This is a genomic window from Desertivirga arenae (assembly GCF_017355785.1).
Classification (GTDB): domain Bacteria; phylum Bacteroidota; class Bacteroidia; order Sphingobacteriales; family Sphingobacteriaceae; genus Desertivirga; species Desertivirga arenae.
Map to the genome: position 1 here is coordinate 149,846 of NZ_JAFEWE010000010.1, position 16,408 is coordinate 166,253.

Genomic DNA, 16,408 nt, shown 5'->3' on the forward strand with positions numbered 1-16,408 from the left:
TTACTATTTCTGCACTTTTATACTTATACTTAAATAAGGTCTTCCGTTATAATCTACACTTAGAGCGTTTACAAAGATACAACCATATTTTCCCTCTGGTGTAACAAAATACACAAGGGTATTAGGAGCTAATCCATTCGATTGCTGAGTTCCTTCAAGTAATGAACGAGTTAGAGTTTCAGCCTTTGCCCTTGTCTCTATTTCACTACTGGATGACAAATTATAGTTAAATACGTTTCCAGAGCTTGTTATAAAATTGCTAAACTTTAACGCCCTCTTCTGCCAATCAGTAATATTGTAATCGGGATTGGGATTGGTAGGATTGCTTAGGGAGTATAAATTATAGATAAGTTGACCTATACGCTGGGGATTTTGATCAACTTTCGTATAGATTCCAAAGTCTATGTCGACGGAATTTGCTTTCCCTTCATTATAACTATAGGATTTATCCTTAGATATTGAGTAGAAGGTCTGTGAATTACCATCCGCAGTTGGAGCATAAATTCTTCTATTGTGTAATAAAATAAAATTCACCTCGGGAACATCAATAGTTACCTGCTTATACCCATCACCTATGTACACATTTGTCGAGTTTTGAGCATATATTCTATAACTAGTCTTTCCTACACGATTAGCAACTACTTTAATTAATCCCGAGTAACTCCTCCTTTTAGATGCATCTAGAACATTCGTTACAACACGATCAACCTGACTATTACCTGTTCCAGGATATTTTTCTACAGTAACATAAAAAATATCCTCTTTACCAGAGTTCAAAGAATAATCGATATAAGCTACCTGTCCATCAACTAGCTTTGTATCTCCAGACACAAGGACGGGATTAGCTACCGGATTTCCTCCATTAAAAACAACTGTAGCGGCAGCTATTTGACTCCCACTTGAGCTAACAGCCCAAACTCTATAAGTACCTGGGCTGGTACTTGTTTTCTTAAGTTTTACAACACCTGCAAATTTGTTTCTTTCTGCCGCATTTACCGGCAAAGTAACGATTGGAGTGTTACTTCCGGTTTCTGCAATATTAATAGAAAACATTTGATTAAGTGTTGGATTCGTAGTTGGAGTGCTTACCTCAAAATCTAAAATTACTTCATCATTGTTTAAAGCCGATTTATAATTAACATCGACATCCGTAAACCTGTTATAAATATTTTCCGACTCTTTCTTACAGGAGGCTACAAAAATTGCCCCTGCAGTAAGAAACGATATTAGGCTATATCTTATATTCTTCATTTCAATCATTTTTATGAGATTCTCAATACACTATTCAGCCAATGGGTCAAAAGTCCCTCCAGCCCACCCAATAGTAGGTTGAATATTGACTCCTCTATTTACAAAGTCATCATTGAATGTATAAAAATAATGCTCTTGTGGTACACTAAAAGGTAATAAAGCTCCAACACCTGAAACAGTAAACTTAACTCTTGCAGGCGGATTAAAATACTGAAGATAGGTGGCTTTATCATTAAGGTTGAGGCCTTCTCTGAAGCGGGTTGTGCTTCCTGCTTCCAAAGCAGTTTTGGCCGCAGCATCTTTAACCGTAAATTCAATACTTTCTAAATCTCCTGAAAGTAAGTGCATTCTTCGGGTTCTTCTGAGATCAGAATTACGCTTATTTTCAAAAGCAAACTCCACCATGCGCTCATTTAAAATCAAATCACGCATTTCGCTAACCGATGTAACTCTTCCCAATCCGTAGTCATTAGCTGCTGTACCTTGTTCAATACCCGCTCTTACTCTAATTTGCCTTACCATGTCCTTTGCCAAATTCATGTCCCCTGTTTCATTGGCACAATCTGCCAGGTTGAGCATCACCTCCGCCAATCTCAGTTCAATCCAGTCCATACCGTTTCCTCCAAGATTATTTTGATATCTTACACTACCTGCCGCTAAACCAGGTTTGGTGAACCTTTTACAATAAAGGCCCATTATATTGGTTTCATCAGCTGCGCCATTATAAGTCCACTGTCTTCTTGTAGTTTTTCCACTTAGTGGCCAAACACTTCCATTGTAAGCAATAGTAGCTTCAAAACGAGGATCCCTGTTAACCCAGAATACCACAGGATCATAAGTATATTTACCGTTTGTTACTGAAATTGGATTTCCGTCCTTCATGGGATAGGCGTCAACAAGCTTCGTAGTAGCTCTATAACCAAGAATAGGACTTGCTCCTCCACTTTCCGAACTCGGCCGGGATCTAGCTTCCGCGTCCTGACCTCTTCTATCAATTGTTTCGCTATAAGGTCTTACTATAATTGCCTCTGAATTAGGCTCTACGCGAAAAATATCTTCATATTTCGTAACTAGTCTTTTTTGACCGTCTAAAGCCATTTGATAAGCTGCTTTATTTGCTTCTAAGGCAGTTGCCCACCTACTTTGATCATTTTGAGGGTTGAATTGAGGACTTGCCCAGTATAAAAGCGCCTTTGCTTTCAAACAAGCTGCCGCAAGACGATCTAATCGTCCCCTACCTGTTCCATCATCCCAAGTCACATTTTTCAACTTAGACATTGCTGAATCTAAATCAGACACTATCACTTTAAAACATTCTTTTGCACTAGCTCTACCTTGTGCAGTTACATTCTCAGGATCTTGTGGCTCCAAAACCAGCGGCACTCCTCCGTAAACTTTTACAAGGTCGAAATACACCATTGCCCGCAAGGCGTAATACTGCCCTAAGAATCTATCCTTAGTTGCTTGTAGAAGGGTCCCTTCGGGGATAAACTTGATTGCGTTGTTGCATCTCGAAATATCCATATACTTATTATTCCCCGCATTAACCGTGTAGACATTACCAGCAAACCTTACATCATTGTTATTTAATGGAGGAACTTGTAAACCAAGTGCCTTTCTTGCCATTTCATCTCCCACAGGGAAGCAATTTTCGTCACTAGCGTAATGGACTCCATAACGGCCATTCATGTTATTAGTGTTGAAATTTTCATATAGGAACATTGGCATAATCACGTCATATGCGCGATTTAAATGCATATCCAATGCCCCTTCAGTACTCCATATCGCTGCATCTATTCCACCTCTGTCAGGTAGCATAAAAAATTCATCTTTATTAACACATGCAGATAAACCAGCGGAAATCGAAAAGACTAATAAAGATTTTTTTACTATATTTTTATATTGTTTTAACATTGCCCAGATTTTATAAATTAACACTTAAACCCATTGAGATTGTCCTTAACATAGGATAATCATAACCACTTGAGGTATACGGGTCCTTATAAGGAAGTGGATTTACGATTGTCCATAAGTTATTTCCAGTTGCAAGGAGACGTAAATTGCTCATACCTAACTTACTTGCAAACTTTGCGGGAACACGATAACTCAATGTCATATTGTTGATCCTAATCATAGTACCATCAACTGCCCAGAAATCGGAGTTCTTTGCAATCGTTGGATCATCAAATCTTGGATAGAAGCCATTTGGATTTTCAGGAGTCCAACGATCCTTCCAAATTGTTAGCACATTTCTTGTTCTCGACGGTGCGTTCCGGGCTTTACTGTCGTAAAATACTTTTCCGCCCAACCGTGCATTAAGGTTTGTACTGAGACTTAGAGATTTATAATTAAGATTTACACTAATACCTGAAGAGAAGAATGAATTCGTATTTTTAAATAAAGGCACCATATCCAAATCTGAAATGACACCATCTTCATTCGTATCTTCGTAATAGGACCATCCTACTTCCGGAATTCTGTTGTAAACTTTATAGTTAGGATTTGCTTGTCTGAAAGCCTCCGCTTCTGCTTCTGTTCTTAAAATACCTTTATATCTTAATCCGAAGTTTGAACCGTTGTATACCCTTGGATCAGTACCAACAAGAACAGGATCATCTCCAACGCGATTTTTATAAAGATCTCCGGGAGTGTAAATGGCTTTATCCACAACAGAATTGCCCCAACCAAAATTTATACTAGTGCTCAAATTCAGGTCCCTGGCCAATTTAGCTTTGTAACCGACCGTAAATTCCGAGCCCCAATTATAATATTCTCTATAATTTACCACAGGAGGGGTGAAACCTGCGTAGAGCGGGTATAAATTACTTGCACCTCTGTCAAACCCATCAAAAGTTTTATTTCTGAAAAACTCAACCCCTAAATCAACTTTGCTGTTAAGGAATGAAGCTTCAAAACCGGCATTAAAGGTTTTTTTCTTTTCCCATGTAATTAAAGGATTAGGAAAACTTGATGGATTCAGACCGTTTCCATTATTGGCTGTTCCGAAAAGGTAGCCATTCGTCGCATCTACAGCATACCTTTCTTGCCACAGTCTTGGATTATTTGCATCACCGACCCGGTCATCTCCCGTTATTCCATAATTAACTTTGAATTTTAAGAAATTGATAAAGGATATATTGTCTTTAAAGAAATTTTCATTGCTGGCTATCCAACCAAGACCAATACTAGGCGACACTCCCCATCTGTTTCCACGAGCAAAGTTTGAAGAAGCATCAATACGTGCAACCGCCTCCAATAAATACTTTTTACTAAAATCATAACTTAAACGGCCAAAAAATGAACGTTTGGTCGTTTCTAAAATAGCCGAGCTTTCCCTCGTCAAAGTACTAGGATTAAAAGCCCACCAATCCGATTTTTCCGGAATCAGCTGATTCGAAAATTTGACTGAAAGATTTTCCCAATAGGAAACAGTTTGTTCACCACCTGCAGTTGCATCAATAGTGTGGGCGCCAAAAGTATTGGCATACTTAAGGGTAAAGAAACCCTGATAACTATTGGAACCCGAGAGCGCTGGAATCATTGTAGCAGCTTGTGGAGCCACAATATCAACAAACGGTGAAGTTGCAGGAATTTCATTGCTCCAGAATTGGTTATTACTACCTGTCCTTACGAAATTATATAATCTGTATGGAGCATTATATTGACGTGAGTTAGATTGATTACTACCTTGGGAAACTTGTAGCCTTGCAGTAAAACCTTTTAAGTAAGCAGGCTCATAACTTAAGCTTGCATTTATTCTATAGCCAGCATTTTTCCTATTGTCGAAGTAGCCAGATTCAATTTGCCCGAGCGGATTTCTTAAATTATTAGCAACATGGTTTACAGGTTTGCCATCGATGCTAATAGGTATCCATTGCGGTGTTACAATTATGGATTCAAAAAAAGTTGCATCATTATCAGAAAAATTATGATTTGTGAGTTGAACATTGTGATCGACGTTAAATGCAATATCTGCTTTAAGCCCCTTAACCATTGTAGCGGCTAAACCACTTCTGAAAGAATACCTATCATATTGGGCACCTGCGTAATTTGCATTCTCATTTGAATAGCTTCCTCCTGCAAAAAATGTCACTTTATCACTGCCACCTGAAACACTTAAATTATGTCTTTGAGTTAATGAGGACTGCCACAACTCCTCGTACCAACTTTTGTAGTTAAGTGTTTTAATGTATTCTAAATCAGCTTCAGTAAAGAAATCTGAAGTAGCGGCATTACTAATTTTATAAGTCTCATTTAACAAGGCTGCATGATCATAAGCAGAAAGCATTTCTGGTGTTTTTGATGCATCTGACACCCCAACATAACCATTATAACTTATCCCTATCTTCCCTGCCTTTCCTCTCTTTGTAGTTATTAAGACTACCCCTTTGGCACCGGAAGCTCCATAAATAGCAGCCGAAGCATCTTTGAGGATAGTCATATTCTCAACCATTGAAGGATCAAGGTTGTCGAAAGCATCCTTATTCACTGTTATACCATCGATAATATATAATGGCTCCGCAGTCGCGCCAGCAACAGAACCAGAAGCAGTAGCGTTACGAATATTTAAGGTTATGGAACTCCCAGGTCTACCAGAACTTTGTGTAACACCAAGTCCGGCAATCCTTCCTCTTAAGGCAGCAGCTACGTTCGGAGCAGGAATATCTTGAATTTCTTCACCAGAAATTGTTGCAACAGAGCCAATAATCTCAGATTTCTTCTTAGTTCCGTAACCGGTTACAACAACGGCATTTAATTCACTTGCAGATTCATCCAAACTCACATTAATGGTTGTCTGCCCATTTGCCTTTACCTCTCGCGCCTTGAAACCTAAGAAAGTAAACACCAATGTTTCATTACCCGTTGGTAAATTCAGTCTGTAAATACCATTAACATCAGTGGTTGTACCTGTATTCGTCCCCTTGATTCTTACAGTAACACCAGGCAGAGGCTGACCTTTCGTGTCTTTTACAGTTCCTGTGACATTTACCCTGGATGCCTCTCTTAGCTCCGTATCTGCACCTTCAAAATTGCCCTCCCCCGCACGAGCTGTTGCAGATAGCAACATCGCTGCAATCAGGGGAACACAAGCTAGTCGTGCCATCCTTATTGGAGAGAATCGCTGACTTTGTAGTTGTACACTCATATTTTATTGTTAGTTTGTTTATTGGTTAGAAGTCAAGGGCAGCTGATATAGATACAAAACATAACAATCATTTGCACTAATTGAATAGTTGACAATGAGAGTAAGATGTTGTATTAATACCAATATAGCATCAAAACGTCAGCAGCTCAGAAAATCTCTTAATAGTTTTTATTGGTTACGCTAAAAGTGACAAAACACACTCTTAACCTCTTTTATTAGTTAGTTATTATCTCAAACTTAAGGTGTTGGAACACAATTTTAGTATAGAATTTTCTCAATGTTTTGTAGGATGTTAGCAAACAACAGAATTCTTTACTCTTTTCCACGCCATCCGATATATAAGAGAAATTCTTTGGATAGTGAGTAAGGAAAGGTTCATGAATTAAACAAAAACGGCCGGATCAAATGATCCGGCCGTGAAAAAAATTTATAGCATGATTTATTTTAAAGGATCGAAGGTACCAGCTCCATTCAAGCTGTTCCAACCTTGAGTTTGTTCAAGGTAAGGAGATCCAGTAAGGATATTTTGATGTAATCCGAAGAAGTAATACTCTTTATACCAGGTAAACTTCCAATTTGCCGGATTAGTCTTATCCAAATCATCTTTAATCGAAACCTTAAAGTATTTGTCGTACAACTCATCTATAGGAGTAGTACTACGATCAGCTAATGGAGCATTTCCTGTAGCAGGCTTAATTAAAGGATCTGCATTTCCTACGTAGTCTGTTCCATCTAATTTCTTTACTGAAATAGTATAACCTGTTCTTCTTGTTCCGTTAAGAGGTGAAAAACCCAAACGAGAAACAGTACCATAGGTATCATCAAATAGCATCCATCTTCTTAAATCCCAGAAACGCTTTCCTTCGTAAGCAAATTCTACTTTTCTTTCATCTAGAGCAGCTGCAAATAATTTATTTCTGTTTCCAACCGCTGCGGTCAATCCGTAGTGACCATCTTTGTTTTCAACGCCCGCTCTTTGCCTAATAGACTCTATAAGTGTTAGACCTTCATCAAGCTTACCAGCTCCGATGGCTGATTCTGCCAGATTCAAAACAACTTCAGCAAATCGTAACTCCATGAAATCTGTTCCGCTTTGATTGAAATTTCCATTATTACCTGTAGAGGCTGTTGGACTGCTTGCTTTACATAAATAAATACCACTACTATTTGCACCTAGAGTTTCAGTAGTACCATTATAAGAAGTTGCAGAGGCAGTTTTCTTCCAAACATAGGTCCAGTGTCTATATGTAGCATTAGCTCCATGTGCCCAAGTTGCTCCGTTATAGACGAAGGTCTTATAAAACCTTGGGTCTCTGTCCTTGTAAAACTTATTCATGGAATAGACATATGTGGAAGTTAAATCTTCTTTTTTCTTTCCATCTTTCATAGGGAAGGCGTCTACCATTTCCCTAGTCGGAGAAACTGATCCACTTCCCAGTAAATCTCTCGGTCTAATAGCTTGCTCCCAACCATTATTCTTTGTTGTAGTACCACCAATAGCTCCATTGTTAAAACCAAACACTATTACGGCTTCTGGATTATTTACTTCTTGGAACCACATATTTCCCCAGGCTTCAGCATTAGCCAGATTTCCAGTCTTATACAATCCGAAGGAATTATCTTCAAGTAATTTCTTTGCGGCTGCATTAGCATTGTAAGCCCGTTCCCAACGAGTCACATCATCATTCCGGTTAAACAATGGACTGGCCCAAGTTAATAAAGCTCTACCTTTTAAAGCAGCTGCCGCACCGCTGGTAATACGTCCCCAATCAGTCGTAGAAGCCCATTTTCCAGGTAACAATTGCGTAGCTAGATCTAAATCCGCACATATTTGCTCAAGTGTAGCAGAGGAAGAACTACGGGGAACACTATTAGCATCGCTCTCACCAGAGATAGGATTTTGAGGCGTGAGAACTAATGGTACTCCTCCATAAAGGCGCCATAACTCAAAGTATTGCCAGGCTCTCCAGAAATACATCTGTCCTTTCAACTGATTTCTTGTGGCTTCATCTATACCATACTTGTCAATTTCAGCTAAAAACAGATTGATTTGCTTTAACCTTGTCCAAGTATTATTGGCGATTCCATCTGTCATACGCTGACCAAAATATTGATTAGCATGACTATTAAGATAAGAGATCTGCGCCCATTCTTTGTTCCAATCTGTTTCACCAGCTAATTCCTCAGTTGTTTGAGTAAAAAGAGAATTGTAAACGCCATTTGCGGTTGCTGCCTGGCTGATAATAAAAGATTGAGCATTATTTGCGGGTAAAAACAGACCATAGACGTAATCGACATAAGCTTTAGCTAAGGTAGGGTCCTTAAAAACCTGCTCATTTACCCCATTATAATCTTTCTTTTCTTCAAGAAAGTCATCTTTGCAGCTTGTTACTACTAAAGAAGCAGCAAGAAGCATATATATAATTTTACGAGTTTTCATTTTTATTCTGTAAACAGCTATTACAAAGTTAAATTCATTCCGAATGAATAAGTTTTTAGATTAGGATATGCATCCCACGCCGCAGATGGATCCTTGTAACTATAAGGGTTGTACAAATTAAAAGGATTCAGTCCACTTAAGTAGAAACGTGCGTTACTAACACGCAATTTTTCTGCTACCTTTTTTGGTAAGCTATAGTTCAAATTAAAGCTGGTCATTCTCATTCTAAACGAGCTTACTCTCCAAAATTCTGATGGAACATCGTAGATACTACTCCAGTTAGGATTTGGCATTGTACCAGAAGGATTCAGCACTGGATCATAGATATTACCCCAAATTTCAGGAAGACTTGCAAAGACTCTGCTAATATCATTGTTAAGCTTCTTTCTTTCTGAGATTTCAGACCAGCCTCCGAAGCTACCAGCAAGAACGCAATCGAAGCTTAAATTCTTATATCCAGCCTTTAAAGTTAAGCCATAGCCATAATGGTTGCTAGCTTTTTTTGCTAATTGAATTTGATCATTAGCGTCAATAATTCCGTCAGGTCCTGCAAACGTTCCATCAGACTGTAGAGCGCCTCTCACATCTCTGTAGTACAGCATCCCTGGTCTGAATTCCCGTGCTAACACTGTAGTATTATTTAAATTAACTGAAGTGATGTTATATTGGCTAACGTAATTGTCAATATCCTCCTGGGTCTTAAACATTCCAAGATAATCATATCCCCACTTTCCGTTATCATCAGATTGGTTTGGTTGTGCATTCCATGGGTACATTATATCAGTAGGATTGAAATTCATCTGTTTAACTTTATTATCAGCCCAATTCAATCTTGCACTTATGCCATAATTAAAGTTTCTTCCTACTTTTTCATTCCAACCAAGTTCCAGCTCCCATCCAAACTGATCAACTTTACCATAATTCTCTGATGCTACCGAACCTCCTACTGTAACGGGTATAAGGGCTGTCCTAGCAATAAGAACATCTGATGCTTTATTATAATATCCGTCAACAGTTGCGGATAATCTATCACGCAAAAATCTAGCATCAATACCTAAGTTATTTTTGAACTCCTTAGACCATTGGGCATTCCGATTAGGAGACTGCTCCATCTTCATACCAGTGGAGGTGTTGGTATTACCGCCAAAAACCCCACCTTTGCCCTCTTGGAATGTGTATCTCTGGCGCCAGAGCCAAGCTGTAAACTGATCATTTCCTAAGAGACCAGTTGAATAACGAACCTTTAGGTAATTAACCGCGGGAATTTTAAAGAAATCTTCCTCGGAAACTACCCATCCTAGTGAACCAGAATAAAATCTTCCCCAATAATTTTCAGGAGCAAATTTAGTTGAAGCATCAGATCTGAATAAAAATTCGGCAAGATATTTATTTGCATAAGCATAATTAACACGACCGATATAACCTAAGGAACCAGATTCATTAAATGATGTTCTAGCATCTAATGCCCCAAAAGCTGTATTAAACTGACCATTGGTTTGCTGAAGGGGATCAGCTTTCCATACATCTTCCTGTTCATTTTCGGCTTCACCTCGCTCAACAGTTACAAGTCCACTAACAGAGTGTTTACCAAACGTCTTATCATAATTTAATAAGAAGTTAAACTGAGTATTTTTCTGATTAAAATTAGAATAATAAATCCTGTTACCGTTACTTGCTGAAATTTCGCGAGCAACAGTAGCATTTTCATCATAAATGTGCTCATGCTCACCAGTTCCTTTAAATTGGTAAATAGTGTACTTAGTTCCAACTTGTGATGCTACAGAACTTGAAGAATTTCTTGCAAACATCGCCCGTGCTTTCAATCCATCCACAAAAGGAATTTTGTATTCTGCTGTTACATTAAATGTGTAGAACTTTGTATCAGTAACAGCTAAATTCCCTAGACGCTGTAACTCATAAAAATGGAACATGGATAAATCGTTATTTGTTCCAGGAATTTTGGCAGGCATTCCGTTTATGTACATTGGAACATAAGTTGGAGTCAAAAGGAGATTTTTATAATCATCCTCTACACCCTCACCAGATACCTTATTAAAAGTTTTGCTTAGATTATCCTCATTACCAGAAACCTGCAGTCCCACTTTTAGATTAGATGCAACCTGTACATCAGTTCCTGCTCTAAAGTTCCACCTATTGTAGTCAGTCGTTCCAATATTACCATCTTGCTTGCTATAACCAACGCTACCAAAGTAGGTGGCTTTGTCAGCTCCCCCACTTAGACTTAAAGTATGTCTTGTTAAGTAGCTGGAAGACCAGGCATCACTCAACCAATCATTATTAATTCCTTTAAAATATTCTAACTCGTCATTAGTGAATATATTATTTTTGTATGTATTACTAGTTGGTAAGGAATTCGCCCCATTAACACCATTCATGATATTGAAATACTGACCAAACTGATAAGCATTCATCATCTTCGTTCTATAGGCTTCATCATTTAAAGCGTACGAACCGTTGTAACTAATTCTCGGTTTACCGCTTTTTCCTCTTTTAGTCGTAACTAAAATAACACCGTTAGCTCCTCTTGAACCATAAATTGCAGCTGAAGCATCCTTCAAAACGGAAATACTTTCGATTTCAACAGGATCTAGGTTGTTGAACAAAGTGGCATCAGGAGAATTTTTACCATCTACCTGAATTACTCCATCTATAACATATAAAGGTTGCGGGCTACCAGCATCTTTACCATAAGACCCTACAGGGTTCCTAACAGTAATTGTTGCTTTAGAACCAGGACGTGATATACCACCGGAAACTCCCACGCCTTGAAGCCGACCTGCCAAGGTTGCGCCGATGTTTGTCGACGGCAACTCCTCTACTTCATTCGCGTTAATACTTACGACAGAAGATGTTACATGAATCTTCTTTTGGGTTCCATAACCAACCACAACTACCTCATTTAACTCTGAAGTACTTTCAGCCAGTGAAACGTTGATAGTTGTTTGTCCGTTTACTGCAACCTCTCTTGTTTTAAAACCTATAAAACTAAATACAAGAGTTTCATTGCCTGTAGGTAGGTTGATTCTAAAAGTACCATTAACATCTGTTGATGTGCCAGTAGTAGTACCTTTAATCTTCACGCTTACTCCCGGTAACGGCTGACCTTTATCATCCTTTACCGTTCCAGTTACGTTGACCCTTGCGGATTCTTTTACTGTTGAAATTCTTTCAACTGGTTGTGCTGGACCTGCATATGCCGTTGCAGAGAGAAGCATCGCCGCTAATAACGGAGTACAGGCCAATCTTGACCTCCTACCCAAGTAGTGCTGCGTTTGAAGCAAAATGTTCATAAATTATTGTTAGTTTATTACTTTTAAAAAAATAGCTATCCCATCACCATCGTTTCGGGCGATCATAACGGGTATTAAAAAATCTAAAACCAAGAAAATTTGCTAATTCAGGCGGAGGAGAGTACAAATAAATTCATAATTATTAGAGCGTGTTGTTTATTAATCGGCTAGTAAAAATTCTTACTAGTGTTTATCGTTCCCGCAGTTCGCTGTACTTCTAAACTCAAGAAGATCCTTCTCACTTTGGCTTTCTACTACATTATCAAAAATAGCGGCTTGTAACAGCTATTTTATATAGTATTTTCTCCTACTCTTATAGGATCTTAACATCAACCTAGTTGACGTTAGTTTGCTGAGCTTTTTGTGCCTTAATTCTTTCCTGCCATGCCTTTCCCTCCTTATTCATATCAATTCCTGCTGCAGAAAGGTAATTATTGATCCTTCCCTTATATTTTCCAAACCAGGCGTGTTTCTTTTCAGAAGATTCTGCATCCATTGCATGCTCTCTTGCTTCGGTAAGCCATGCTAATATCTGCTTCTTTTGCTCTTCTGTTAAATTAGGTAACATCTCCTGATAAGCCCTGTACGTATTCGGTAATACATTGTAGGTCAAGCCGTTTTTAACTCCTTCTACTTCTTGAGCAGAAAGTTGCTTGGATAACTTTTTAATAAACGATTTGTGAACCTTTGCCAACTTCTTATCAGCCTTTAACTCCACTGCTTTCACTTCTGAAGCTGACTTTTCTTTATTGTCTTTATTAGCTTCCTTTACTTCTTTAATCTTAGCATTTCGGGCATCATGTATAGTACTGAGATTAACGTATTGATCTGCTATTATTTCACGAACTTTAAAATATTTTGTAGAATCTGCTAAACTCAAGCCTTTTACAATCTTATCTGCACGTCCTGTTACAACCTGTCTATATTCTGCCACAGAAGGTTTAGACTGTGCAAAAACAAAACTGGAAGTTGAAGCGGTGAGTGCTAGTGCTACTAATAATGGTTTAATTGTTGATTTCATCTTAATCACGAATCCGGAATATTAAATAATTGATATAATGGTATTACAAAAATTAAAATGAGATCATTGAGTAATTGGTTAGTCCTTTTACTGCAATAGATCTCATTTTGTTATGTTTTTTATACTAATTCTACGTCACCACAGAAATGGACTTCAATTCCTAATTCTGCAAGAGCAGCCGCTTTTACGCGACAAGCCTGGTGCGCTGATGCTTCGTCATTTGCATACACTACTTGTATATGATTAGCCTGATGCCTCGCCATCATCTGGTCGCGACTAACACCTTTTAATACAGCATGCATGATAGGCCATTGAGGAGTTGTTTCATTCCAGCGCCTTTGTGTTTCCTGCTCTGGCAGTTGTACTGCCTCCCCTACCCCTAAATCGCATTGTAGTTTACTGTCCTTAACGTAAACTCTGCTCCAAACAATATGACCAGGTCTACTTATTCCTTTTAAAGTACCACCGCCTAAGCGGAAGTACATCGGCGGCTGACGATCACTGCTGGCGCCCTGGTACCCATCAATGAAATGAGCTGCCGGGGCTGCACCTGATATAAGGAACACCCATACAAAATCGCCGTTATAGTTTTCACCCCAGCGGATATCATGAAGCGTGTTTTCGCCCGGTAGGCCTAGCTTCTTCCATAAATGATAGGTCACGAAGGCATCGATACCCGCGCATTCATCTACTTCATTAAAATGAGGTAATGCATCATTTGCATATAATTCATTACCATTCTCTGAATAAACCGGAGGTCTATCCTGGTTATTTAATAACCCTTCCACAAGGTCGCTGGCTACGGTAAGATCTTTTAAACCTTGCTGATATTGGATACCTATAGTGGAACAGCCAAACTCGTCTGCTATCCGGGTAGCTGCAATGTACATCTTACACTGCTCAAGGGTTTGTGCTTCTGTCAGCTCTGTAGCTTCATCAGTACCCCAGCTAAACTTCATTCCTTTTTGTAGTAACCAATCAAGAACAGCTTTAGCCTCTTCGTCCTTTACGTTCCGCATTGCTGCATATAGGCCAGACTGACTTAATCTTTCTTTAAAAATTCCAGTTTTATGAAGAAGCTCATCAGGAACTATAGCGTTATACATACCCATACAGCCTTCATCAAAAACCCCCATAATGGCCTTATTCTGTTTGATTTCACGACCAAAATCACGACCTAACTTTTCATCATTAAAAGGAATTTTAACCAGGTCGAAACTTTTCACATGACTTTTATCATGCTTTATTTTCCCTGTAGTCAGCCATTCTTCCAGTGCAGTTTTAAAGAAATCATCATTGAAGTTTTCACTCCACAAAGTACTGTACTCTACTTCAGCTTTTGTAAGGCAGCCATTCAGATTCAACATTCCAACTAGTCCTGGCCATTGACCGCTCCAATTGGCGACAGTCAGGATTGGACCTTTGTGAGTAGTTAAGCCAGCAAGAACATGGTGAGAATATTGCCACACACTTTCAGCAACAATCAGAGGCTGTGAAGGATCAATTGAACGGAAAACATCTATTCCCATTTTTTGGGAATCAATAAAACCATGCTTTTTAACCTCATCGTAAGGATGCGCACGCTTTACTTTCCAGCCTTGCTTTTCGACTGCAGCGGTTAGTAATGCCTCCATTTCTGCCTGGGCAGCCCAACAGCTTTGATTAGCTGAAAGTCTTAAATCACCACTGGCAACAAGTAGAACTTCTTTCGTTTCTGTGTTCATAATTTCTTTAAAACTACGCTCCTTTGTAACACTTTGGTTGCATTAGATCGTACAATAAAACGGTTGAGTGTAAGTTTATAATTTTGCGTTGTTATCCTATTAACTCAACAAAGTTGCAGAAACAGCCGACCGGAAATCTGTTGTTTTTTATCAATTTAGTGTAGGATTTTAGCATGAGTAAGATTCTTTTTTTACATTTGAATCTGTAGCCAATAAAAGTATACTGTTTTTGATTTTGTATTATCTTTTCACAGATAGTCTATGTTAGATTATATCAACTATGAAGCCTCTATTTCATAAAGTTCCAGTAAAACTTGAGAGTTCTTTTAGCATTCGGCATGATACCAAACCAAACTTTGGTACTATCTGGCACTATCATCCCGAATTGGAGTTACATTATATCATACGTGGTGAAGGTGTGCGTTTCATCGGAGATAATATCAGCAACTTTTCGCCCGGGGAGATTGTCCTTTTAGGAGAGAATCTGCCACATACCTGGAGATGTAAGGAAGAATATTTTCAAAATAACCCTGAAATGGAGGTAGAAGCAATGGTCCTTCACTTCCTTCCAGACTGTCTCGGTAAATTCCTATGGACTTTGCCTGAAGCTTATATGATCCCAAAACTTTATGAAAAGGCTAAAAGCGGATTAATCATTCAGGGCCCAGCAAAAGAAAAGATCATTCAATTAATGTACTCTGCTCTTGATGCCACCAATATGGACCGGATTATTATTCTCCTATCTATCTTGAAGACGTTAGCAGAGAGTGATGATCACAAAACCATTGTAAACGGTCAGAGTGCATTTTATCAATCGAACGAATCTGATACCCTTAGATTAAATAAAGTTTGTAATTACACACTCGCTCATTATAAAAAGGATATTACATTGGAAGAAATTGCTGCAATAAGCAATTTGAGCGTTACCTCCTTCTGCCGGTATTTTAAGCTAATGACGAAAAAGACTTATTACGATTTCTTAATTGAGATCAGGATTAGTCATGCATGTAGGTCTTTGATCGAAGACAAGCTTCCAACAGAAGTAATATGCTTCGATTGTGGTTTCAATAATGTATCAAACTTCTACCGGCACTTTAAGAAAGTTACAGGTATTACTCCTTTGGAGTACAAAAGAAAGTATTTGAATAAAGTCAAGCATCATGCTGCTTAACCAGGCTGCATGAAATTTTTCCGAGAATCCAAATCGATAAGGAAGTTAACGATATACCAAAGGGATACCAACGGTATACTCGCCATGTCTCCCCCATCTCTCTGGGTTGTATCGGGGATCTCTCTGCTTGTTAATTTCAGCAAGGAGATAGCTAGCAGATAGCAAGGTGATAGTAATAAGATATACCCGGGGTATCGTCATCGCTAATCCCCGGTTTGATGTTCCCTTAACTTCTTCAATGGAAATTTTTTATAAGAACCATCATAACCAAAAGAGCACAAAAAGCCCCCGGAAGTTAAACACTTACCGGGGGCTTTTTAATTTTATCGCGTCGGATGGCCCGG

General features: G+C 38.7%; 9 protein-coding genes. 1 reads left to right on the forward strand and 8 read right to left on the reverse strand.

What is annotated here, in order from left to right; translation table 11 throughout:
• Positions 1-3: 3 nt before the first annotated feature.
• The 7 genes from J4N24_RS18560 to J4N24_RS18590 form a co-directional block, all read right to left on the reverse strand.
• Positions 4-1,251 carry a hypothetical protein gene (locus tag J4N24_RS18560; RefSeq protein ID WP_207535213.1) on the reverse strand — a complete coding sequence of 416 codons (1,248 nt, stop codon included), beginning with the start codon at positions 1,249-1,251 and terminating at the stop codon, positions 4-6.
• Positions 1,252-1,281: 30 nt separating this feature from the next.
• Complete coding sequence (locus J4N24_RS18565) at positions 1,282-3,069, reverse strand: RagB/SusD family nutrient uptake outer membrane protein (RefSeq protein WP_242691722.1); 1,788 nt, start codon at positions 3,067-3,069, stop codon at positions 1,282-1,284.
• Between the two features lie 106 nt (positions 3,070-3,175).
• Positions 3,176-6,397, reverse strand: coding sequence for a SusC/RagA family TonB-linked outer membrane protein (locus tag J4N24_RS18570; protein WP_242691723.1), 3,222 nt, complete (start codon positions 6,395-6,397; stop codon positions 3,176-3,178).
• Between the two features lie 439 nt (positions 6,398-6,836).
• The gene (locus J4N24_RS18575; protein WP_207535215.1) at positions 6,837-8,837 is read right to left on the reverse strand and encodes a RagB/SusD family nutrient uptake outer membrane protein; all 2,001 of its coding nucleotides are present in this window, start codon (positions 8,835-8,837) and stop codon (positions 6,837-6,839) included.
• 20 nt (positions 8,838-8,857) lie between these two features.
• Positions 8,858-12,148 carry a SusC/RagA family TonB-linked outer membrane protein gene (locus J4N24_RS18580; protein WP_207535216.1) on the reverse strand — a complete coding sequence of 1,097 codons (3,291 nt, stop codon included), beginning with the start codon at positions 12,146-12,148 and terminating at the stop codon, positions 8,858-8,860.
• A gap of 334 nt (positions 12,149-12,482) precedes the next feature.
• Entirely contained in the window at positions 12,483-13,169 is a 687-nt protein-coding gene (locus J4N24_RS18585; protein ID WP_207535217.1) for a DUF3826 domain-containing protein, read from the reverse strand.
• 119 nt (positions 13,170-13,288) lie between these two features.
• Entirely contained in the window at positions 13,289-14,893 is a 1,605-nt protein-coding gene (locus J4N24_RS18590) for a fucose isomerase (RefSeq protein WP_207535218.1), read from the reverse strand.
• A gap of 280 nt (positions 14,894-15,173) precedes the next feature.
• Here J4N24_RS18590 and J4N24_RS18595 point away from each other — a divergent pair, with 280 nt between their 5' ends.
• A complete protein-coding gene (locus J4N24_RS18595) occupies positions 15,174-16,064 on the forward strand; it encodes an AraC family transcriptional regulator (RefSeq protein ID WP_207535219.1) in 891 nt (296 codons plus the stop codon).
• 45 nt (positions 16,065-16,109) lie between these two features.
• On the opposite strand, the gene J4N24_RS18600 is transcribed toward J4N24_RS18595, so the two are convergent.
• Positions 16,110-16,265, reverse strand: coding sequence for a hypothetical protein (locus tag J4N24_RS18600; RefSeq protein ID WP_207535220.1), 156 nt, complete (start codon positions 16,263-16,265; stop codon positions 16,110-16,112).
• Positions 16,266-16,408: the final 143 nt, after the last annotated feature.